Source organism: Streptomyces sp. NPDC032126 (assembly GCF_055580085.1).
The window spans coordinates 1,960,878-1,981,742 of the sequence record NZ_JBVIMA010000001.1 but is presented as its reverse complement, the minus strand read 5'-3'; the positions used below and the strand labels follow the sequence as shown (position 1 = coordinate 1,981,742).

The window sequence follows — 20,865 nt, the reverse complement described above, 5'->3', positions numbered from 1 at the left end:
ACGGGGACTTCGGACCAATCACCGACGGTAGAGTCCGAGAATTCCAACGGCGCACCAAAATCACCGTTGACGGCCTGGTCGGGCCACAAACCTGGGGATCTCTGTTTCACGATCCAGCTTTGCAGCAGGGTTCTCAGGGTGTGGCAGTGATGCGGCTTCAGCAGCTCCTCAACGAGCGCACTCCGGATTTGGCTCCGATCGCAGTCGACGGGGACTTCGGACCAATCACCGACGGTAGAGTCCGAGAATTCCAACGGCGCACCAAAATCACCGTTGACGGCCTGGTCGGGCCACAAACCTGGGAAGCGCTCACACGGCAGGACGGTACGCCGTGAGAGCCAATCCGACATGGCAGCAGGACGTCTGGCTTGACCCGTCGGCGTTCGAGAGCCTGGACCACGTCTTTCACACGCTCTTCGATGACTTCTGCGACGCCGACGAGCCAGAGCGATACCTCGGTGTCAGTGAGTTCTTTCCAACCCCGCGTGCTAGCTGGGCAGTTGGCCTGACAGGCGAATGAAGCCCCTGGCAGATGGGTTTTCGACCAAGAGAACCGTCTCCACCAGAGGCTTCGCATGCTTGTCTACCCGTCCGGCACCGACGTGTCCAGCTCTGCCCTGCGCTTCCTTGCCGCCCGCCCGAGGGAACACCGCCGCGCTCTCGGAACCAGGTGGCAGCGCCTGAACGCCGGCCGACAGGCTCTGCTCACCCTCGCCCACCTGCGCAACGGCCAGCCCTACGCCCAGCTCGCGGCCGGATTCGGGATCGGCACCACCACCGCCTACCGATACATCACCGAGGCCGTCAACCTCCTGGCCGCCCTCGCCCCCACCCTCACCGAGGCCGTACGAGCGGCGTCGACGAAGGCGTACGTGGTCCTGGACGGGACGCTCTTGCCCATCGACCGGATCGCCGCCGATCGCCCGTTCTACTCGGGCAAACACAAGAAGCACGGCATGAACGTGCAGGTCATAGCCGATCCGAAGGGGCATCTGATGTGGGCTTCACCGGCCTTGGCGGGCGCCGTCCACGACGTCCGGGCCGCGCGCGAGCACGGCATCATCGAGGCACTCGCCGAGGCCGGCGTCCTCTGCTGGGCGGACAAGGGCTACCAGGGTGCAGGCGGCACGGTCCGTCTGCCTTACCGCGGCCGATGGGACAGCCTCTCCACCGGCCAGCAGGCCGTCAATCGCTCCCACGCGAAGATCCGCGCACTGGTCTCGCGCACCGGAGAACTGCTGGCCACCGTGAAGTTCATGCTCCAGGCCCTCGCCGCCGCCGGCGAACTCCAGCGCGACCTCCAACGCGAGCTGACCTACGACGGACTGCGCGCCGCCGAGGCCAAGGGCAACAAAGGCGGACGCCGCCCCGCTGTCGCGGCCACCAAGACCGCCGACGTACGCACCCGCGACCACGGCGTCAGCCGCGGCGCGATCCGCACGGCCGTCGGCGACCTCCTGCCCGACCACATCGCCATCGAGGAAGAGGGTCCAGCGCTGGAGCTGCCGGTCGCCCTCCACATGCCGGGCAAGGTCGCCGACTTCCTCCGCACCGCCGAGCTGGACCCCGTCGAGCGAGCCGCGCTCGACCAGGGTGTGACCGTGCGGCGCGGACCCGAAAGACCTCGGAGCCCCCGCACTGGACGGCCACCCGACGATCACCGCTGCCCGCATCCCGAAGAAACCCGCGCACCCCACGCCCGAAACCCGCGATCAGAGATATCGCCTCAGCCAGTCGGGCATGCTCGGCTCGTCAAGTCCCCAGGACTCCTGGAACGATTCGTCCTCCTGCCAGGTGTTCTCATTGCCGTCGAAGAACTTCTGCCGGTGGCACTTGTACTTGACGACGGTGTCGCCTTCGAGCCTGTACTCGTTCCAGTAGTAGTTCTGCTTCCCGTGGCCTTTCCACTCCCGGGTCTTGTAGATCGTCGTCATGACGTCGGAGGGTAGCCGGGGCGCTGAGGCGGCTTTGCGCCTTGGCTACGGTGTTGGCCGTCCACGGTGCACCCGTAGCCGTGGCCTGCGGAGACAACGTTTGTCAGCCCGTGATCGTTCTCACCGGGATTTCCTGTACCTCAACTACTCACACCCGGACTCCGGGAGCGGGAGGGTGTCTTGCCCCGCCGGGGGCCGTGGGGACGGCACGGCGGCCAGGCCACTGTCCAGGACCTCGATGCGCTGTCCGGGCCGGGCCTGTGCGGCGATGCGCCGCCGCTCCCCTTCGGAGGCGACGAACACCACCAATTGCGCGAGGCGGTCCCGGGCGGCGGCTACCCGACGGGCCACGGGGCAGATGACTCCGTACGGGGTCAGCCCGACGTACACCGGCACGCCCATGGCGAACTCGGCGGCGCCACCGTCCTCTATGAACGGGTGGACGCCGGTCTCCCGGCGCACGAAATCGAAGGCCGGTTTCTCCAGGGCCGCCTGCCGTTCGAGCAGGTCGTGAATGGCCGCCTCGTGATCACCGCGCGCTCTGGCCCGCTCCCGGTCCTCCTGTCGCAGGCGCTCTTGGTACTGCTCCCACCGGACCCGCTCTTCCTCCTGAAGGCGGCGCTGCTCCTCCTGTTCCAGGCGTTTGCGCCGTTCCTCCGCCTCCAGGTGGGTGGCCTCCTGCTGGGCGTACTGCGGGGCCGTCCACACTGTGGGCCGAGCTGACAGGGGGCTGCGTACGGGAGCCCGACGCGGATGCGACACCACCCGCCCGGCGAACACCCACCGCAGGAACTCCGCGAGCGGCACCTGCGGGCCCGCCTCCCACTGCCCACCGGAGAACTTCGCCAGGCCCTCCACCACGACCAGGCCGCCGCCTTCGACGCCCTTCACCCGTACCGAGGGCACCCGCCCGAACCACGTCGGCCGGTACCGGTCGCTAAACCACACCGAGGGCACGCCGTCCGCCTCCATCCGCTCCGTGCGGGCAGCGATGTCGTCCGGCGTGATGGGCGAGAGCTGTGCCTCCAGGGCCATCCGCCAGGCTCCGGCCGGATCGCTCGCCAGCACATCGGCACGCCATGCGCCCTCCGGCCCGCGGACCTCCAGCTCGGCGTGCGCCCCGGCGTCCCGCGCGGCGGCTGCCAGCTCCAGCTTCAGCAGGTGGTGCGCCAGCGTCTCCCCGGCAAGCGCACATTCCGGCGCCTCCGGGGCGTGGGCGAAGAACCGCAGGCCGCTGGGGGACCGCTTGGCGTGCATCGGGTGTTGGCACTCGTCGCAGGTCAGAGGCGCGGGCGGTCTCACCCTCCAGACCTGGTCCCACGAGCGCCCGCAGCCGAGATCGGGTAAGTGCGCGAAGACGGTCCCCCACTGCGCGTGCACGGCCCGGAACGCCATCGGCCCCTCCTGCTTCATCGGCGAGAAGGCCAGTGTGGCGCGGGCCACTGACAACGCATCAGACTGCGATCCGGTCGTACGGCATCACCAGCGGTGGCCGGGCCAGGGCCCTCATCGATAGCGCCTCCGCTCCCTCCTCGTCGACGACTGCAGCGCCATGGCGACGATCCGGTCCGGTGGGACCGGCGGACGACCGGCAGCGCGGCGCACCAACTGATCCAGCTCCTCGCTCAGGACCACCGTGGCCGTAACACGCGGGGGCTTCCACTTGACACCATCACCATATCGGTAACACTGTATCCATTATGAGTACCTGGTCTGAGCCCCAGCCCGATTCCCGGTTCGTCGAGGTGGACGGCCTGCGGATCCACTACAAGCGCGCTGGGCACGGCCCGGCACTCGTGCTGCTGCACGGCAGTGCCTCATCCCTGCAGCACTTCGACCGCGCGACGGATCTGCTGTCGGATTCGTTCGATGTCATCCGTCCCGATCTGCCGGCGTTCGGACTGACGGGCCCGCGCAAGGACCGCGATTACCGCATCCCGGCGTACGCCGCGACGGTGGCGGGCTTCCTGGAGGCGCTGGGCGTGCCGCGCTATGCGTTGGCCGGCAATTCCCTGGGCGGCAACATCGCCTGGAACCTCGCGCTGGATCATCCGGAGCGGCTGACCGGCCTGGTACTGGTCAATGCCACCGGCTACCCGGAGAAGACGGTGCCCGCAGGGATGCGCCTGACCCGCAACCCGCTGCTGCGGCCCCTGCTGAGGCGGGTGATGCCGCGCGGGGCCATCGAGCGCAACCTGCGCGAGACCGTCGGGCCGCATTCGCAGATCGTGGACGACGCGATGGTGGACCGCGCCTACCAGCTCATGAGCCGCCCCGGTAACCGCTCGGCCTTCGTCGACTTCTGCAACACCGACCAGCCGGACCGCTCCGCGCAGATCCCTCGCATCGCGGCGCCCACGCTGGTGCTGCGCAGCGCGAGCATCGACGGCCAGCACTTCGCCCGCGACATCCCCGGCGCTCAGGAGCTCGTCCACCCCCACGGCGGACATCTGCTGCCGGAGGAGGAGCCGCAGTGGGTCGCGGACGCGATCGCGAAGTTCCTCGGCTCCTGCGCCGACACCCCCGCGAACTAGGGCAAGGAGGCCCGTTCCATGAAGTACTTCGTCGCCTCGGGCGAGGACCGCAAGCTCACCGCCGACTCGCGGGCGGCGCTGCGCGGCAGTTTCATCGAGCTGTCCGACGGCGTCACCCACTACGAGTTGACGGGGCCCGAGGGCGGGGATGTGGTCCTGATGGCGGGGTCTCTGACCATCCCGCTGTTCTACTGGGACGGCCTCGTCGGCGAGCTGCACGCCCGCGGGCTGCGCACTCTGGCCTGGAGCGCCTACGGCCGCGGCTACTCCGACCGGGTACAGGCGCGATACGACGAGACGCTGTTCGCGCGGCAGCTGGCCGAGCTGACGGACCGGCTCGGCCTGACGGTGCGGCCCCTGCACCTCGTCGGAACTTCCATGGGCGCGCTGGTCAGCATGACGTACGCCGCCCAGTACCCCGCGTCCGTCTCCACCCTCACCATCGTGGGCCCAGCCGGTCTTGCGAAACCCCGCCTGACCTCCCCCCACCGGCTGTTGCGCAACGACCGGCTGGCCGGCCTCATCGCCCGGCGGCGGGGCCGACAGATCCTTCAAGGACACCTGGGACACAACGTCCGCGACCCCGAGCTCGGCGCGAGGCTGACCGAGATGGTCCTCGACACCTTCCGCTTCGAGGGCTCGCTGTACGCGGTCTTCGACACCCTGCAGCACCTGCCTCTCACCGGCCGTGACGACCTCTTCCGGCGGACGGGGGCACTGGGCATTCCGACGCTGCTGCTGTGGGGCGACGAGGACGACGTCACGCCGCTGGCGCAATGCGACAAGGCGCGCGCTCTGCTGAAGCCTCAGAAACATCATGTAATTAACAAGTGCGGACATATGGCCCCATTCGAACGGCCTCGCGACGTCGCTGATCAGCTCGTCTCATTCGTGTCCGCGCGCACCGAAAGGCTCGACTCATGAACAACCCGCAGGCCATCGACGTACTGATCATCGGTGCCGGCCCCTCGGGCTCCGCCTTGGCCATCGACCTCGTACGCCGCGGACTCGACGTCCGGATCGTCGACAAGTCCCCCCACGCTTTCGACGGCTCGCGCGCCAAGGGCATCCAGCCCCGCAGCCTCGAAGTCCTCGAAGACCTCGGCGCTCTCGACGACGTGCTGGCCGGCGGCGACATCTATCCCAAGCTCGGGCTCCATGCAGGACCCATCGGTGTGCCGTGGAAGATGTTCCCCCACAAAGAGGCAACCCCGGACGTCCCGTATCCGAACACCTGGCTGATCCCGCAGTTCCGCACGGACCGCGCCCTGCACGCCCGGCTCCGTGAACTCGGCCGCGAGGTCGAGTTCGGCAAGGAACTGACCGAGCTGACGCAGGACGAGGACACCGTGGTCGCCAAGGTGGTGGGCGCGGACGGGGCCGAGGAGATCGTCGCCCGCTATGCCGTGGGGGCCGATGGCGGCTCCAGTGCGGTGCGCAAGCAGCTCGGCATCGGTTTCGTGGGGACGACGGACGAGGCCGACCGCGTGCTGATCGTGGATGCTTCCGTGAGTGGCCTGGCCCGTAACCGGTGGCACATGTGGCCCGGCCTCGGCGGCAAGCTCATCGGCGCCTGTCCGATCCCCGACAGCGATATGTTCCAGTGGATGATCCGGCTCACGCCTGACGAGAAGCCGCCCCAGGAGATCGGCGCCATCATCGACCGGATCCACTCCCACACCCGCAACCGGCACATCCAGCTGCACGAGATCCACTGGAAGTCCGTGTTCCGGCCCAACATCCGTCTTGCGGAGCACTACGGCCGCGGACGTGTCTTCCTCGTCGGTGACGCCGCGCACGTCCACACCCCGGCCGGTGCCCAGGGCCTGAACACCGGTATGCAGGACGGCTACAACCTCGGCTGGAAGCTCGGCCAGGTCCTCGCCGGAGCCGATCCGGCCCTGCTTGCCACCTACGAGGCCGAGCGGCAGCCGATCGCCGCCGGGGTCCTGGGCCTGTCCACGGAGAAGTGGGGCGGCATCGCCAAGCTCGACCCCTCCAGCATGAAGCGCGGCAAGGACGAGCAGCAGCTCTCCCTGACCTACTACGGCGGCCCACTCGCCCCTGCCGACGGCGACAGCGGCGACACCAGCACGCTTCACGTGGGCGACCGCGCCCCGGACGCCCAACTGCTCGGCGCCGACGGCGCCGAGACCCGCCTGTTCACTCTCTTCCAGGGACCGCACTTCACCGCCATCGCCTACGGCCCCGGCGCCGCACGGGACCTCGAACTCCTCGACTGGCCGACGACGGGCGCCCAGCTGAAGCGGCTCACCGTCGGCACGCCCGCGGGCTTCTCCGACCCCGAGAACACGCTGCGCAGTGCCTACGGCCTGACCGGCGACACGCTGCTGCTGATCCGTCCCGACGGCTACATCGGACACATCGCCACTCGGGATTTCCTCACCACCACACAAGCCGCCGTGCGGGCCATGACCCCTCAGGCAATGACCCGCACCATGTCCCAGCCGAGCCACACCTCCCCCGGTTCGAGGGCCGCTGAATGAGCCGCATACTGCTGCGCGGGGCGCAGGTCATCACGATGACGCCGGACCGGCCGGACGCCGAGCAGGTCGACATACTCGTCGACGGCGAGACCATCGCCGCCGTGGGCGAAACCATCGAGGCGACCGACGCCGAGGTCGTCGACTTCTCCGGCCGTGTCATCATCCCCGGTCTGGTCAACGCCCATCTGCACACTTGGCAGACCGCGCTGCGCTCCGCGGGCGCCGACTGGACGCTGATGCAGTACCTCACCCACCTGCACGGCGAGTGCGTCGGGCACTACACCCCTGCCGACATGCACATCAGCAACCTGGCAGGCGCCCTGAACCAGCTCAACTGCGGTACGACCACAGTGGGTGACTGGTGCCACAACGCACTCTCCCCCGAGCACGCCGACGCGGCCGTCGAGGGACTGCTCCAGGCCGGGATCCGCGCCGTCTTCCTGCACGGCACGCCCTACCGCTCGCCGGACACACCCCACCCGCTCACCGAGATCGACCGGCTGCTCGACGGCCCCGTCCGTGACCACCCCCTCCTGACCCTGGGCATGGCCCTCCAGGGGCCGCAGTATTCCTCGTCGGAGACCGCGGTGGCCGACTTCCGGGCCGGCGCGGAACGCGGCCTCGTCGTCTCGATGCACCAGAGCGGCGGCGAACCTTCACCCGGCTGGGAAGCCGTGCGCGACGCCGGGCTCTTCAGCCCTCTGACCAACGTCGTGCACGGATCCGACCTGCCCGCGGACTGGCTGAAGACGCTGGTCGAGGCGGGCGTCACCTTCACCATCACCCCGGAGAACGAACTGGGCCAGGGGCACGGCACCCCCATCACCGGGTCCCTGCTGCGCCTGGGCGCGGCGCCCTCCCTGGGCACGGACATCGACACCGCCGTACCCGGATCGGTCCTCACCGCGGCCCGGTTCGCCCTGGCCCACCAGCGCAGCCTGGACCACGCCCACCACCGGCAGACGACCGGCATGTACGCCAACACACCGTCCGTCACCAGCAAACAGGCGCTTGCCTGGGCCACGGTCGAAGGAGCGAAGGCACTGGGCCTGGCCGACAAGGTGGGCCGCATCGAGGCCGGCATGCAGGCCGACCTGGTCGCCGTCGACGCCCGGGCGCTCAACCTGTGGCCGGCGCACGACCCCGTCGCCACGACCCTGCAGGCGGACATCGTCAACATCGAAGCCGTGATGGTCGCCGGCACCTGGCGCAAACGCGATCACGTTCTGCTCGCATCCGGCCTCGACGAGGTCAAGGACCAGCTACGCGAGTCCGGAGAGCGGCTGCTGCACAGCATCAGGCCCGCGGGCTCTCCCGGCTGACACGCCGCAACGGCCCCCACGCATGAACGGCGCCGACGCGCACGCCCCCCGTCCTCGTCGGCGCGATGGCCAAGCGCCCGAAGAGCCGCACGCTGCGGCCTCATTCCCACAGCAAGAAGGAGCCGTGAGCAGCCCCATCCCGACTACCGCGGGGATGCCCCGCGACCCTCTGCACCAAGAGCACATCATCCAGGCGGCCATCGCCCTTCTGGACGAGGGCGGCATCGAGAGTCTGACCATGCGAAGACTCGGCAGCCGTCTCGGCATCACCGCGGCGGCACTCTACTGGCACGTCAAGAGCCGACACGATCTGCTCCTGCTGGCCGCCGACACCGTCTGGGGGCAGACACCCCTTCCCGCTCTCAACGGCCTCGAATGGCGTCCAGCCCTCCTGGCCATGGCCGACAACCTGCGTTCGATGCTTCTCAGGCACCCCTGGCTGCTGGCCGCCATGACCATCCAGCCTCTCGACGGCCCGGCCAGGGACCGCCATGACGAGCACCTGCTCGCGGTCTGCGAGGCGTCCGGCCTCACCAGGCGGGACGCCGAGCAAGCCGCCCAGAGCGTCGTCACGTTCGCGATCGGTGCCGCCCTCGCAGCCAGCCCTCGCCCGTATGTGTCCTTCGGACTGCAGTCGCTTCTCGACGGCGTCGAAGCCGGGCTTGCCGCCCGCATCTGACCCGACCCAGCAGACGAGGCAGACGCTCAGGTCGACCGCCGTCCTCTGAACCTGGATCCACCGCGTGAATTCTGATCTTCGGTATCGGAGCGCGTCCACGGCACATGGCTGATCGCCACGCTCACCGCGATCTGAACATCGAACAGGACCTGGACATTGAGCGCCTGGCAGTTTATGAATACGGTGTAACCGAAATTGGTTAGGCGTGTCACTCACCTTCGCAAGGACGGACTCATGAACCGATCCAACTTCGACGTCGCCGTGATCGGCCTCGGGCCCGTGGGTGAACTGGCAGCGCTGCTGCTCGCCAGAGACGGGTTGAGCGTCTTGGCACTCGAGCGTGAGGCCGTCGTCTACCCCGAACCTCGCGTGGGCGTCCTGGACGGCGAGGCAATGCGGACGCTGCAAAAGGCTGGAGTGTACGAGCGCGCAATTGTTGACATGCTCCCAGGCACCGGTGCGCAGTGGATGTCGCCGCGTGGCAAGGTGGTCGTCACGACCCTTCCGACCGAAAAACCTCAGGGTCATCCGTGGATCACTCCGATCCACCAGCCTGCGCTTGATCGACACCTGCGCTCGGCGCTTGCAGAGTGCGGAGGGGCCGACGTACGCCTCAACCACACTGTCACTCGCCTGATCCAAGACAGTGGCGGTGTCGACCTCGAGTTCCTTGATGCACGCGGCGAACTCGGACAAGCTCGAGCAAGCATCGTCTTGGGGTGTGACGGCGCCAACAGCAAGGTACGTAAGCTCATTGGGGCCACGTTGGTCGGATCCGACTTCACCGACACATGGCTCGTCATCGACGCGAAACTCCCGGAACCGATCCCTCACATCCCCTACTTCCAGATGTGGCTCGATCCTGCGGCGCCGCGTCTGACCGGTCGGCTCGCGTCGGGTTTGCATCGCTGGGAACGCAAACTCATGCCCGGAGAAGACCGCGAGGAGATGTTGTCCGTAGAGGCAGCGCGACGCATCATCGGGCGGGACACAGATCCTGACAAGGCTGAGGTCCGGCGCCACCTCATCTACGACTTCCGAGCCAAGTGCGCAAGTCACTGGCGTGTCGACCGAGTCCTGCTGTGCGGGGACGCGGCCCATCTCATGCCGCCGATGGTCGGACAGGGGTTGAACTCCGGTATCCGCGACGTCACCAACCTCACCTGGAAGGTGGCGGCGGTGTTGCGTTCGGGTGCACCGCTTGAAAGCCTCGATACCTACGAAGCCGAACGGCGACCGCACGCGGAGGCGATCACCAACCTGTCTGTCCGGGCTGGGCAGTTGACCACGCTAAGGTCTGCGAAGGCAGCCGCAGCCCGAGACGTAGTAGCCGGGACGGTCTTGCGGATCCCAGCCCTTCGTACTGCCGCTCGACAGGGCCGATGGCGCAAGCCGGCCCGCTATCGTCGAGGCCTCTTGTCCGGCCGAACCTCACCTCTCTCGCCAGTCGGGCGCTTGTTTCCTCAACCGATCGTCCGGACCTTTGAGGGTGAAGAGCGCCTTCTCGACGACGTTGTCGGCACGGGGTGGCGCATCATCGGCTGGGGCGTCCACCCAGGGCAATCATTGTCGCCTCGTGGTCAGCACCTTGCGGAGACCGTCTTGCGCGCGACTTTCGTGACTTTCGCCGAAGCGGGAAGGCGTCCGACACATCCTGGCGCGAGGTCTGACGTCCTGGAGGACGTTGGAGGTGTCGCCCGCCCCTTGTTTCGGCGCAAGCCCATCCTGCTCGTTCGTCCAGACAACTACGTCTACGCGAGCCTGTCTCGTGAGCGTCTGGAGGAGGTCTTGGATCAGTTGGCGCGGCAGATCGCGCCCGAATGGGGCGGAAAATAGCTAATGTCTGCCTCAGCTCCGCCTGTCCGCAACCGGTTCGCACGGCGCCGCGCCGAGACCCGACAGGCACTCATCCTTGCCGCCCGCCACCGAGCTCTTTGACGCAGCGGTGGCCGACGCCCTTGACCAGTACGGTCAGGCCATCGACGAGCACCTGCGCGGCATCGAGGACCCGGCTGAAGTCATGGCCACCTCTTCGCGGATCGCCGCGCGGCTGGTCAGGACCCATCCGGAAGTGACCCAGGTCCTGCGCCTCGTCCCCCGCGCCCCGCGGGAGGTGGGGACTGAAGTCCGCACGCCCCGATGTCAGCGGGGACGAAGCCGCGGCTGACATGGCGGAAATGATCCTGTGCATGCTCGGTCTCCCCCGCGAGGAAGCACGCGAGGTCGCCCGGCGCCCCCTTCCCGCTCTCGACTGACCGAGCCGGCCTGGCCGTCGAGGCCGGTTCGGCATGTCCGGGGCGATCAGGGCTTTGCCAGGGCCGTTCGCAGAGCGTCGAGGGCGGCAGCGCGGAACGCGGTCATCGAAGGTGCTTTGCCGTCGAGCAGGGCATCAGCAAGGTGGTACATGCCTGGTTCGAGCCGTAGCTCACAGGCGACGCCGGCCTCGTTCAGGCGTCGGGCGTAGTCGACGTCTTCGTCGTGGAACAGGTCGATGTCGCCCACACCGATCCACGCGGGCGGCAGCCCCTCGAGGTTCTTACGCCTTGCCGCCGCAAGATAGGGGCGATCGTCGAGGTCCTGTGGCGGGCGGCCGAGGTAGGAGGTCCAGGCGAAGCGGTTGGAGTCCGGGGTCCACGTATAGATGGCGCTGCTGGGAGGGTCGACGCGTAGAGCCGTGCGGTCGTCCAGCATGGGGTAGATGAGGAGTTGGAACCGGACCGGCACTCCTGAATCGTGGGCGCGCTGGACTACGCAGGCGGCGAGTCCGCCTCCGGCGCTTTCGCCGCCGACGGCGATGCGGGCGGGATCGATGCCGAGGGCGGCTGCGTTGGCGTGAAGCCAGCGGAGCGCACCGAAGCAATCGTCCAAAGCAGCGGGGTACGGATTCTCGGGTGCGAGGCGGTAGTCGACGCTGACGACCAGAACTCCGAGTTCGTCGGCAACCCGGCTGCACCAGGTGTTCTCCTGCCGAGCGGTACCCATGACGGTTCCTCCGCCGTGGATCCAAAGCAGCGCTGCGCGCGGCGCTTGGCCTGATGGGTGGTAGGTGAGCACCTCGACGGGGAGGTCGTCGGTCGTGGCCGGCAGCGTGCGCTGCTCGACGCGGACGCCCGGCCTGGAGGCGGCTCCCGCCAAGGGCACGATGCGGCGAGCGATGGCCAGAGTGACCGGGTTGCCGAAGTTCCGTGGGAGGAAGAGCACTGGGTGCCGCAGCTCGCGGGGGACTGCCGCGAGAGCACGGCGACGTGTGCTGATCGCCGCAGCAACGCCGAGGGTTGCTGCGGAGCCCAGTCCGGCGAGGACTCGTCGGAGTGTCATGTACTGCGCACCTTTCGTTCGGCTGGTCACAGTTCTCGGGTTCAAGCAGTGGCGCCTTGCCGGTCGGCCGCGGTTTCCAGGTCGGGCAGTGGTTGCCGACAGATCTCGTGGGCCTGGTTAGTTCGGTCGGCCGCGGCCTGGATGTCGCGCCGCGTCCACGACCTCGCGGACGACGGTCAGTCCAGGTTGTCGTTCGAGGGTCATGCGCACGGCAAGGCGTGGCAGCAGGGGCTCGTCGTCGACGATCAGCGGGGTGGTCATGGTGCTGGTTCTTTCGTGGGGGACTGGCAGTACGGGCGACTATGGCACTCCCCGAGTACGTCCTACTCGTGTGCGATGTGAGCGCGGTGTTCGGCGAGTACGTCCAGTCCGAAGTCGGAAGTCAGGTCACGCCACACCGAGTGGGCGTGGTTGGCGTACCGCTGTGTGTTGTCGTACTCGATGAGGACGCGAGGGTCCTGCACCCGGTAGTAGTGCGGCTCCCCGCCGTCCGTGCTGCCCGCCCAGCCGAAATGCACCGCGTCGAGGACGGTGTCAGAGGCGTAGTGGGTGTCGTAGGCATCGGCGAGGAACTCGGGTGCCCGTCCGGTGTAGAGGGTGATCAGCCGGTGCAACAGGTGCCGCTGCTCGTCGTTCAGGTCGCGACCACTGATGCCTTTGGGGGGAATCGTGATGGCCACGCGCGCGTGATCGTTCTCGGTGTATCCGCTGCCTGCTTCCGCCCGGCGGTCGATGTCGTTGACGAGCCGGTCCAGCTGGGGGTCGGCGAATTGGCCGCGCCACAGGTCCTGCATGTGCATCCTCGTGTCGCCGTGTCCGACGCGTGGGCGGTTGCCGGAGACGATGTCCGAGACCGCGGACGGGTGGAGCAGGGCGCTTTGGAGTTGGCCCGTGTCCAGACTGCGGACCAGTTGACGGGCCGTCTCCTCAGGGCCTTGCAAGGGCCGCAGGGTGCCTCCGATCAGCTCGGTCGTGGCCGGGTCGGCACCGATGAAGCAGGGGGTCGTGGAGACGAGCCGGCCGGCGACGACGAGGTTGTTCAGAGAGATGTGGTGGCCGCCGAACCGCCACGCCCAGACCCGGTCGCCGGGGCGGCCGAAGATCCTCAGCCAGTACAGGCCGGGGTCCCGTCCGCGCTGCCGGCCCCAGTGGACCCGCCACCCTTCCAGCTGGTCGAGGACGTTCTCCAGCCCCATCACGGTGGTGACCGTGGCGTAGCCCGCGATGGACAGTCCGGTGGCCACCAGCCGCATGGCCAGGCTCTGTTGGCGGGGGTTCTGGTCCCGGACGGCGAGCCCGCCGTGGTCGGTGGGGGTGTAGAACCAGCGCAGCCGCTCGGCCTCCGCATCCGGGTGGAGCGGGGAGCCGTAGGCGGCGAGCGGGAGTTGGTCCTCGCTCAGGCTGTTCAGCCAGGCGGTGGCAGCATCGGCCATGGTGGCCGCCGCCTTCTCCCGCCCGGCTGCCAGGGCGTCGGGCACGGTGCCCTCTCGGTCACCGGTCACGGGTGGACTCCGGGTCCTCGGAGATGTCGAGCATGACCTTGATGGCGTTGCCCCGGCGCTCGGCGTAGGTGTCGAACGCCTCGGCGACGTCGGGCAGCCCGAAATGGTGGGTGATCAGTTCCGCGGTGCGCAGCCGACCCCGGGCGGCCAGGCCCACGGCGCGGGCCACCGAACCGGTGCCCTCTCCGCGGACCGTCTGGATCGAGATGCCGTTCATCACGGCATGGTTCAGGTCGGCCCGTACGGGCTCTTCGAAGAAGCCGACGAGGACCACTTTCCCGGACCGCTTGGCCATGCGCAGCGCGTCGTCCACCGCGCTCGGGGCGCCGGAGCACTCCAGGACGAGGTCGGCGCCGATCCCGTCGGTCGCCTCCCGCACCGCCGCTACGGCGTCCTCCTCTCGGGAGTTGACGACCAGGTCCGCGCCGAAGGACTTGCCCAGGGTGAGCCTGGCTTCCCGCGTGCCGGCCAGGGCTACGGTCCTGGCCCCGAGTTCACGTGCCACCTGTACCGCGAGCAGCCCTATCGGTCCGGGGCCGATCACCGCGACCGTGGATCCGACGAGCAGTGTGTCGAGCACGTCGAGGGCGTGCATCACGGTGCCCACGGTGGTGAGGACGACCGCGGCGTCGAAGTCCACGGTGTCCGGCAACCGGTGGAGGGTCGCTACATGGTTGAGCGCGTACTCCGCGAAGCCCCCGTTGACGGTCATCCCCTGCACGCGGTGCCCGGTGTGCCGCAGGCCGTAGTTGAGGCAGTCCGTGTAGGCCCCGGCCAGACAGTTGGCGCAGCGCATGCAGCCGCGGTGGGCTTCCGTCACCACCCGGTCACCGACCCGGAGCTCGTCCACGGCGCTGCCCACCGCGGCGACGACGCCGGCGTACTCGTGGCCGGGTACGAACTCGCCCGCGGCCGGGCCGCCGTCCTTGAAGAAGTGCCGGCTGCGGATCTTCAGGTCCGTTCCGCACAGGGACGCCCTGCGGACGTGTACCAGAACGTCTTCCGGTCCCACCCGCGGTACGGGCAGCGTCGTGACGGCGAGGGTGCCGGGCTCGCCCAGCACCGCGGCCTGCATTGTTTCCGGCAAGGACATCGGGGCCTCCAGTTACGGCCATGAACATGCGTCGGAAATCGAACCGAAACGGCCCTGTTCCCCACCTCATCTTGCACGCCGACAACGCCTACGCCCCATTCGCGGCGCATAGGCATCCCTTATGCATGTCGCGAGAGATTCTTATTGGAGACCCATCACGACTTCGTGGCAGTGTCGCTTGGAAACGACGAACGGGGCCACCGCCCGAGGAGCAAAGCTGTGGATCTGGGAATTTCGGGCAAGACCGCGCTCGTACTGGGCGGAGGTGGGGGTCTCGGCGGCGCGATCGCCCAGACTCTCGCCGCGGAAGGCGCCGCTGTAGCCGTCGCGGACATCAGCCCACAGGCCGCAGGGCGCACCACCGAGGCGGTGGCCGACGCCGGCGGGAAGGCCGTGCCCCTGGAATGGGATCTCGCGGACCTGGGCGCGATCGACCAGCACATCACGGCAGTCGAAGGGGCGCTCGGTCCCGTGGACATCCTGGTCAACAACACAGGAGGGCCGCCGCCCTCGCCGGTTGCGGGGCAGGACCCTGAACTCTGGCTGAAGCACTTCCAGTCCATGGTGCTGTCCGTCATCGCGATCACGGACAGGGTCGTGCCGCTGATGCGCAGCCGCGGCTGGGGCAGGATCATCACCAGCGCCAGCTCGGGGGTGATCGCCCCCATCCCGAACCTGGGGCTGTCGAACGCCTTGCGGAGCAGCCTGCTCGGCTGGTCCAAGACGCTGGCCCAGGAAGTCGCGGCCGAGGGCGTCACCTGCAACGTGGTCGTTCCGGGACGGATCGGCACCCAGCGGATCAAGTACCTCGACCAGGCCAAGGCCCATCGAGAGGGCAAGTCCGTCGCGGAGACGTCCGCCGAGAGCGTGGCGTCAATCCCCGTGGGCCGCTACGGCGACCCGCAGGAATACGCCGCCGCCGTCGCCTTCCTCGCAAGCGTCCCGGCCTCTTACATCACAGGCTCGGTCATTCGCATCGACGGCGGACTCATCGCCAGCCTCTGAATCTGAAAAAGACATCGGACTTCTGAGGAGGCAGAACAATGGCATCCCTGGACCGCAATACCCATGGTGTTTTCGCCATCGCACCGACGCCCTTCGACGAGGAAGGCGGAATCGATTTCGACTCACTCAGCAGACTCGTCGACTTCTACGGAGACGTCGGCGTCACCGGACTGACCCTCCTGGGCCAGATGGGCGAAGCACCCAAGCTGTCCCACGAGGAAAGCGTGCGCATCGTCCAGCACGTCCTCAAGCGCACCGATCTGCCGATCGTCGTGGGGGTCTCCGCACCCGGCTACGCCGCCATGCGGGCTCTCACGGTCGATGTCATGTCAGCCGGTGCCGACGGCGTCATGATCGCCCCGCCGAACACGCTGCGGACCGACGACCAGATCGTGAGCTACTACGAGGGAGCGGCGGGCGCCATCGGCGCGGACGTGCCGTTCGTGATCCAGGACTATCCGCTGTCGTTCTCCGTGATCATGTCCCCTGCCGTCATCGCCCGCATTGCGAACGCCGTGCCAGGGTGCGTGATGCTCAAGCACGAGGACTGGCCGGGCCTGGAGAAGATCAGCGCGCTCCGGCAGCTCGAAGCCGATGGAGCCATGCCCCGCCTGTCGATCCTGTGCGGAAACGGCGGCCTGTTCCTGGACTTCGAGACCGAACGCGGAGCCGACGGAGCGATGACGGGCTATTGCGTTCCCGAGCTCCTCGTGGACGTGGTGCGCCACACCGCCGTCGGCGATCGTGACGCCGCCCATGACGTCTTCGACGCCCACCTGCCCCTGCTGCGCTACGAACAGCAGCCGGGCATCGGCCTGGCCGTACGCAAGTACGTCATGAAGCGCCGCGGAATCCTGGCCTCCGACACCCAGCGCAAGCCCGGGGGCGTGCTCTCGTCGCGCGCCCGCACCGAGGTCGACTACTTGCTGTCCCGGCTCACCCGCAAGGACAGCAGGGTCACACTCACGGCATGACGCGCAGATAACAGCCCTCGTCGGAGTGGGGTCACGAGGGCAACGCTCGGCCGAGTAACTTGATCACATGCAGCTACGTCAGCTCGAGTACTTCCTCGCGGTCTGGGAGGCGGGCTCCTTCAGCGGAGCGGCTGCGCGGCTCTATGTCACGCAGCCTTCGCTCTCCCAGCAGATCGGGGCCCTGGAGAAGGAGCTGGGCGCGGTGCTCCTGGAGCGCGGCCGGCAAGGGGTGACGCTGACTCCCGCGGGCCGTGTCTTTCTGCCCCGCGCGCAGGACGTCGTCCGTGCGGTTCAGGACGCGCGGGACTCGGTGCGCGAGGTGGTGGAGGGCCGTCAGGGCGACGTCCACGTGCTGACCGTACGGTCCGTCGCCTCGGGGATCCTGCCGCCGTCCGCGGCGCGCTGGCACTCGACGTACCCCTCCACTGTGCTGAGACTGCACGACTACTCCCACCGCCGGGACCTCGAAGAGGCCATGCGCAGTGGCCAGGGCGACATCGCGGTCGGTCCACGGCCCGCCCCCTGGGAGGGGCCCGTCATCTCCCTGGGATACGAGGAGATGGTGGTGACCGGCTCGGCCGAATACCCGGCGGGGACAGCGGCTGATCCGGCCGAACTGGCCGCTGCCGACTGGGTGCTCTACGAGCAGGAACAGGGCATGAGCGAAGTGGTGGACCGCCTGGCAGGGCACCTCGGGTTCACGCCGCGCGCCGTCGCACGCACGGGCCAGGTCTCCGCAGCGCTCCTGTTCGCGGTCGAGGGGATCGGCGTGACGGTGACACCGGAGAACGCGGTGCCGCTGCGCTGGTCGAGGCACGCCCGGCGGATCGGGCCCGGCTATTTCCGGGAACTGGTGGTGTTCAGCAGAAAGCTCCCCTCCCAACTGGCGGAGCGATACCGGGACATGCTCACGACTTTGGAGTTGCCGCTGACCGCGGAGCGAGATCTGCCCGAAGGAGCACTCCGCTTCTAAGGGCCCGTAAAGAATCAACACTTGCTCTGCGATTGAGGGTGCTGTTCCCGCATCTGAGTGATCAGCGCCAACGGCCACTCAGTTCTCCCCGGAATGTCAATCAGCCTGCGGGCCAATACCAAGACGACCGGCTGCGTGAACGTCGTGACGCCCACGACACCGCGAACCCACTCCGAAGCCGACCCTCATAACGGTTACACTGTTTCCGTTATTGCGCTAGACTGAGCCGCTGCGCCCGCCTGGGCGCCGAGCGATGCACCCGGCCGGCAACTCGACCGCGCCCGACGTATCCCATAACGGTCTCGCGACGACCCGCCCGCCATCAGGCCGTCACCCTTGGCGCCCATGCCGCCACGACGCCGACACCCTGGAGATACCTCATGGTCCTCACCATCACCCTCGCCTGCGCCATCACCCTGATCTTCGGGGCGAGCGGAGTGCTCAATACACTCGCATTGCCGAAGGCGCGCGAGCTGGCCGCCGAGACCGGCTTCTCCGTCGCCGCCTACCGCCGCATCGGCGTGCTGCAACTGGCAGGAGTCGCCGGCGTGGTGCTCGGCCTCGCCATGCCGCCGCTCGGCGGCCTCGCGGGGACCGGGCTTCTCCTGCTGCTCGCCGGAGCCGTGGTCGTACACCTGCGCAACGGCGACCCGGTTGCCAAAATCGCGCCCGCCATCGTGTGCGCGGTGCTGGTCGCCTCATACCTCGCGGCCTTGTTCGCCTGAAGCGCTGCGGATGGGCTGGCAAACGGGTATCCGATCGCACACTGGACCCGAACCGGCTAAACGGCTACGTTGTAGCCAATATTGGAGGTCGCAGGAAACGCAGCCACCTGGGCTCAAGGGCGCTCAAACCGCGACCGCGCGGTCCGCCCTGCCTTCACCAGCGCCCCTTCGTCCACCGTGCCCACCCCCGAGGGGTAGACGATGCCCGTCCTGATCGTGATAGCGATCTACGCCATCCGGATCGCACGCGCCCCCTTGGACGCACGCCTGAAGAAGCGCCACGTCGGACCCCTGTCGGTCACGACCGGAGCGGTCATGCTCTATCTGGCCTGGGACTGGCTCAGGCCCGAGGGCCTCAGCGCTGTCTATTTCGTCGGCGAGTTCGCCGGCGTCCTGTCCGTCTACCTGATGTCCTGCACCCTGGTGCTGGCCACCCGCCTGATGTGGCTGGAGCAATGGTTCGGCGGCCTGGACCGCATGTACCGTCAGCACAAGCTGTACGCCGTATGGTCCATTCTCCTGCTCACCCCCCACCTGCTGCTCCACTTCTTCTCCGGTTTCGACGGGAGCCGGTTCGGCTACGCCCACCGGGCCGCGTCGGTAGGGATGGGCCATCTCCTCGGCGCCGTCTCCGCCATCGGCCTGCTGCTGCTCGTCCTCATCTCACTCGGCCAGGTCGGCCGCATCCTCCGACTGCCCTACGAGCGCTGGCTGTTCCTGCATCGCCTCACCGGCCTGCTGCTCCTGTCGGCGCTGGTGCACGGCTGGTTCCTCGATCTCATCATCGACGGATCCGCGCCCCTCCTGGCGATCTACGTCAGCATGGCCACCATCGGCATGACCGCCTACGCCTACGACGAACTGGTGCTACGACACAGGGAACCCCGGGCGGACTACACCGTCCACCGTGTCGAGCGGCCGACACCCGACATCCTCGACCTCACCCTCACGCCCACCGGCGGGACGACGCTTCCCGTGACCGGGGGCCAGTTCGTCTACCTGCGGGCCGGCGGCTGGCACGAACACCCCTTCAGCGTCGCGGGAACGCAGGCCGACGGCTCGGTGCGCCTCACCATCCGCGCCCTGGGCCGCGGTACACGCCGCCTCTACACGGACCTAAGTGAAGGACATCCCGCAACCCTCAAGGGTCCTTACGGCATGTTCGACCACACCCTCGGCGGACCCCGGCAGATATGGATCGCGGGGGGCATCGGTATCGCGCCCTTCCTCGGCTGGCTCACCCACCACGGTGCAGCCCCGCCCCGCACCGACCTCTTCTACTGCACCCCCACCGCCGAAGACGCGCCGTTCCTCCCGGAACTCGCCGCAGCGGCTGCACAGCGCCCCGAGTTCCGGCTCCACCCGACGTTCAGCCGCAGCCACGGCCGTCTGACCGCCGAAAGAATCCAGGCCGAGGCCGGACCGATCACCCCCGACACGCACGTCTTCCTCTGCGGCCCCGCCTCCATGATCGAAAACCTCACTCGCGCCCTCCACCGCCAGGGCGTCCCCCGCCAGCATCTGCACGCCGAGCACTTCGCCTTCCGCTGACGGGCCGCCGCAGGCGGGCGGCCTCAGGTTCGCATCGTCCTGGCTGGTCAGGCGTCGTCGCGCAGGTGGGCAAGCCCGCTGAGAAGGAGTTCGAGTCCGAAGGAGAACTCGTCCTCGATCGGAACGGGCATCGACTCGGCGACGGTGGCTGTTGCCGGGAACAAGGCTGGATCGACGCTCTGAAAGACGGCGGACGCTTGTGCGTCGTCGAGTTGCCCGCCGCCGCCATGACCGTTGACCTGTATGGCGAATCCGAGGACATAGCGGGAGAGGGTGGCAAAGGCGTGTGCGGCCATTCGCGGCGGGAAGCCGCTGTCGAGCAGCGCCGCGACACAGTGCTCCCGCAGCGCCATGGCGTTCGGCCCCAGGGGAATCTCTTCGACCATCAGGCGCGCAGCGTTCCGGTGCCGGGCCAGAGCCTCGAACATGGTGTGCGCGACCGTCCGCAGCGCTTGCTGCCAACCCATCGCAAGGAGTTCGTCACCCTTCAGTTCCACGGCGCCGAACATGCGGTCCACGACATGGGCGACCAACGCTGCCCGGTTGTCGAAATGCCGGTACAGCGTCGCCGTGCCCGAGCCCAGGCGCTGGGCCAGCGTCCGCATCGAGAGAGCGTCGGCCCCTTCCTCGTCCACGATCCGAAGTGCGGTAGAGACGATGCGCTCCAGCGGCACGGGTGGACGCCCTGGGCCCCGACCCGATGCCGTGGTCGCTCGCACAGGACCAGCTGCTGCCACTGAACGTCCAC

At 68.2% G+C, this 20,865-nt stretch carries 19 protein-coding genes and 1 pseudogene; 14 read left to right on the top strand and 6 right to left on the bottom strand.

Annotation, left to right across the window (positions count from 1 at the left end; genetic code table 11):
* The first annotated feature begins 17 nt into the window (after nt 1-17).
* A complete protein-coding gene (locus tag ACZ5NW_RS08485) occupies nt 18-335 on the top strand; it encodes a peptidoglycan-binding domain-containing protein (protein WP_468743020.1) in 318 nt (105 codons plus the stop codon).
* A 240-nt stretch (nt 336-575) separates the two neighbouring features.
* Nucleotides 576-1,253 (top strand): annotated as a pseudogene (locus ACZ5NW_RS08480) (transposase family protein); the annotation flags it as partial.
* Nucleotides 1,254-2,078: 825 nt separating this feature from the next.
* Here the strand turns inward: ACZ5NW_RS08480 and ACZ5NW_RS08475 are convergent.
* Nucleotides 2,079-3,191, bottom strand: coding sequence for a competence protein CoiA family protein (locus tag ACZ5NW_RS08475; RefSeq protein WP_468742943.1), 1,113 nt, complete (start codon nt 3,189-3,191; stop codon nt 2,079-2,081).
* A gap of 443 nt (nt 3,192-3,634) precedes the next feature.
* On the opposite strand from ACZ5NW_RS08475, the gene ACZ5NW_RS08470 reads away from it, so the two are divergent.
* From ACZ5NW_RS08470 to ACZ5NW_RS08440, 7 genes are all read left to right on the top strand, one after another.
* Nucleotides 3,635-4,468 (top strand): alpha/beta fold hydrolase, encoded by an 834-nt coding sequence (locus ACZ5NW_RS08470; RefSeq protein WP_468742942.1) that lies wholly within the window; start codon nt 3,635-3,637, stop codon nt 4,466-4,468.
* 18 nt (nt 4,469-4,486) lie between these two features.
* Nucleotides 4,487-5,392, top strand: coding sequence for an alpha/beta fold hydrolase (locus tag ACZ5NW_RS08465; protein WP_468742941.1), 906 nt, complete (start codon nt 4,487-4,489; stop codon nt 5,390-5,392).
* A complete protein-coding gene (locus ACZ5NW_RS08460) occupies nt 5,389-6,975 on the top strand; it encodes an FAD-dependent oxidoreductase (RefSeq protein WP_468742940.1) in 1,587 nt (528 codons plus the stop codon). Before ACZ5NW_RS08465 ends, ACZ5NW_RS08460 begins: the two co-directional genes overlap by 4 nt.
* The gene (locus tag ACZ5NW_RS08455; protein ID WP_468742939.1) at nt 6,972-8,297 is read left to right on the top strand and encodes an amidohydrolase family protein; all 1,326 of its coding nucleotides are present in this window, start codon (nt 6,972-6,974) and stop codon (nt 8,295-8,297) included. Before ACZ5NW_RS08460 ends, ACZ5NW_RS08455 begins: the two co-directional genes overlap by 4 nt.
* Before the next feature lie 124 nt (nt 8,298-8,421).
* Nucleotides 8,422-8,976 carry a TetR/AcrR family transcriptional regulator C-terminal domain-containing protein gene (locus tag ACZ5NW_RS08450; RefSeq protein WP_468742938.1) on the top strand — a complete coding sequence of 185 codons (555 nt, stop codon included), beginning with the start codon at nt 8,422-8,424 and terminating at the stop codon, nt 8,974-8,976.
* 234 nt (nt 8,977-9,210) lie between these two features.
* Nucleotides 9,211-10,812 (top strand): bifunctional 3-(3-hydroxy-phenyl)propionate/3-hydroxycinnamic acid hydroxylase, encoded by a 1,602-nt coding sequence (locus ACZ5NW_RS08445; protein WP_468742937.1) that lies wholly within the window; start codon nt 9,211-9,213, stop codon nt 10,810-10,812.
* A 76-nt stretch (nt 10,813-10,888) separates the two neighbouring features.
* Nucleotides 10,889-11,143: a hypothetical protein gene (locus ACZ5NW_RS08440; RefSeq protein WP_468742936.1), complete on the top strand. Its 255-nt coding sequence runs from the start codon at nt 10,889-10,891 to the stop codon at nt 11,141-11,143.
* 134 nt (nt 11,144-11,277) lie between these two features.
* On the opposite strand, the gene ACZ5NW_RS08435 is transcribed toward ACZ5NW_RS08440, so the two are convergent.
* The 4 genes from ACZ5NW_RS08435 to ACZ5NW_RS08420 all read right to left on the bottom strand — a co-directional run bounded on the left by ACZ5NW_RS08435 (nt 11,278) and on the right by ACZ5NW_RS08420 (nt 14,889).
* Nucleotides 11,278-12,294 (bottom strand): alpha/beta hydrolase, encoded by a 1,017-nt coding sequence (locus tag ACZ5NW_RS08435; protein WP_468742935.1) that lies wholly within the window; start codon nt 12,292-12,294, stop codon nt 11,278-11,280.
* A 117-nt stretch (nt 12,295-12,411) separates the two neighbouring features.
* On the bottom strand, nt 12,412-12,555 hold the full coding sequence (locus ACZ5NW_RS08430) for a hypothetical protein (RefSeq protein ID WP_468742934.1): 144 nt from the start codon (nt 12,553-12,555) through the stop codon (nt 12,412-12,414).
* Between the two features lie 62 nt (nt 12,556-12,617).
* Nucleotides 12,618-13,796, bottom strand: coding sequence for a DUF3500 domain-containing protein (locus tag ACZ5NW_RS08425; protein ID WP_468742933.1), 1,179 nt, complete (start codon nt 13,794-13,796; stop codon nt 12,618-12,620).
* Entirely contained in the window at nt 13,786-14,889 is a 1,104-nt protein-coding gene (locus ACZ5NW_RS08420; protein ID WP_468742932.1) for a zinc-dependent alcohol dehydrogenase, read from the bottom strand. Before ACZ5NW_RS08420 ends, ACZ5NW_RS08425 begins: the two co-directional genes overlap by 11 nt.
* 144 nt (nt 14,890-15,033) lie before the next feature.
* On the opposite strand from ACZ5NW_RS08420, the gene ACZ5NW_RS08415 reads away from it, so the two are divergent.
* From ACZ5NW_RS08415 to ACZ5NW_RS08395, 5 genes are all read left to right on the top strand, one after another.
* Complete coding sequence (locus ACZ5NW_RS08415; RefSeq protein ID WP_468742931.1) at nt 15,034-15,894, top strand: SDR family oxidoreductase; 861 nt, start codon at nt 15,034-15,036, stop codon at nt 15,892-15,894.
* A gap of 38 nt (nt 15,895-15,932) precedes the next feature.
* Nucleotides 15,933-16,868, top strand: a complete 936-nt coding sequence (locus tag ACZ5NW_RS08410) for a dihydrodipicolinate synthase family protein (protein ID WP_468742930.1) — start codon at nt 15,933-15,935, stop codon at nt 16,866-16,868.
* A gap of 67 nt (nt 16,869-16,935) precedes the next feature.
* On the top strand, nt 16,936-17,841 hold the full coding sequence (locus tag ACZ5NW_RS08405; protein ID WP_468742929.1) for a LysR family transcriptional regulator: 906 nt from the start codon (nt 16,936-16,938) through the stop codon (nt 17,839-17,841).
* Between the two features lie 380 nt (nt 17,842-18,221).
* Nucleotides 18,222-18,566, top strand: coding sequence for a DoxX family protein (locus ACZ5NW_RS08400; protein WP_468742928.1), 345 nt, complete (start codon nt 18,222-18,224; stop codon nt 18,564-18,566).
* A 201-nt stretch (nt 18,567-18,767) separates the two neighbouring features.
* Nucleotides 18,768-20,117 (top strand): ferredoxin reductase family protein, encoded by a 1,350-nt coding sequence (locus tag ACZ5NW_RS08395; RefSeq protein WP_468742927.1) that lies wholly within the window; start codon nt 18,768-18,770, stop codon nt 20,115-20,117.
* 47 nt (nt 20,118-20,164) lie between these two features.
* Here the strand turns inward: ACZ5NW_RS08395 and ACZ5NW_RS08390 are convergent, their stop codons facing one another.
* Nucleotides 20,165-20,791, bottom strand: coding sequence for a TetR/AcrR family transcriptional regulator (locus tag ACZ5NW_RS08390; RefSeq protein WP_468742926.1), 627 nt, complete (start codon nt 20,789-20,791; stop codon nt 20,165-20,167).
* Between the last annotated feature and the right edge of the window lie 74 nt (nt 20,792-20,865).

What these genes read in the sequence shown, in the direction of transcription:
- ACZ5NW_RS08475 (WP_468742943.1), bottom strand. Translation starts at nt 3,191, where the DNA reads ATGCACGCCAAGCGGTCCCCCAGCGGCCTGCGGTTCTTCGCCCACGCC.
- ACZ5NW_RS08470 (WP_468742942.1), top strand. Translation starts at nt 3,635, where the DNA reads ATGAGTACCTGGTCTGAGCCCCAGCCCGATTCCCGGTTCGTCGAGGTG.
- ACZ5NW_RS08465 (WP_468742941.1), top strand. Translation starts at nt 4,487, where the DNA reads ATGAAGTACTTCGTCGCCTCGGGCGAGGACCGCAAGCTCACCGCCGAC.
- ACZ5NW_RS08460 (WP_468742940.1), top strand. Translation starts at nt 5,389, where the DNA reads ATGAACAACCCGCAGGCCATCGACGTACTGATCATCGGTGCCGGCCCC.
- ACZ5NW_RS08455 (WP_468742939.1), top strand. Translation starts at nt 6,972, where the DNA reads ATGAGCCGCATACTGCTGCGCGGGGCGCAGGTCATCACGATGACGCCG.
- ACZ5NW_RS08445 (WP_468742937.1), top strand. Translation starts at nt 9,211, where the DNA reads ATGAACCGATCCAACTTCGACGTCGCCGTGATCGGCCTCGGGCCCGTG.
- ACZ5NW_RS08435 (WP_468742935.1), bottom strand. Translation starts at nt 12,294, where the DNA reads ATGACACTCCGACGAGTCCTCGCCGGACTGGGCTCCGCAGCAACCCTC.
- ACZ5NW_RS08430 (WP_468742934.1), bottom strand. Translation starts at nt 12,555, where the DNA reads ATGACCACCCCGCTGATCGTCGACGACGAGCCCCTGCTGCCACGCCTT.
- ACZ5NW_RS08420 (WP_468742932.1), bottom strand. Translation starts at nt 14,889, where the DNA reads ATGTCCTTGCCGGAAACAATGCAGGCCGCGGTGCTGGGCGAGCCCGGC.
- ACZ5NW_RS08410 (WP_468742930.1), top strand. Translation starts at nt 15,933, where the DNA reads ATGGCATCCCTGGACCGCAATACCCATGGTGTTTTCGCCATCGCACCG.
- ACZ5NW_RS08405 (WP_468742929.1), top strand. Translation starts at nt 16,936, where the DNA reads ATGCAGCTACGTCAGCTCGAGTACTTCCTCGCGGTCTGGGAGGCGGGC.
- ACZ5NW_RS08400 (WP_468742928.1), top strand. Translation starts at nt 18,222, where the DNA reads ATGGTCCTCACCATCACCCTCGCCTGCGCCATCACCCTGATCTTCGGG.
- ACZ5NW_RS08395 (WP_468742927.1), top strand. Translation starts at nt 18,768, where the DNA reads ATGCCCGTCCTGATCGTGATAGCGATCTACGCCATCCGGATCGCACGC.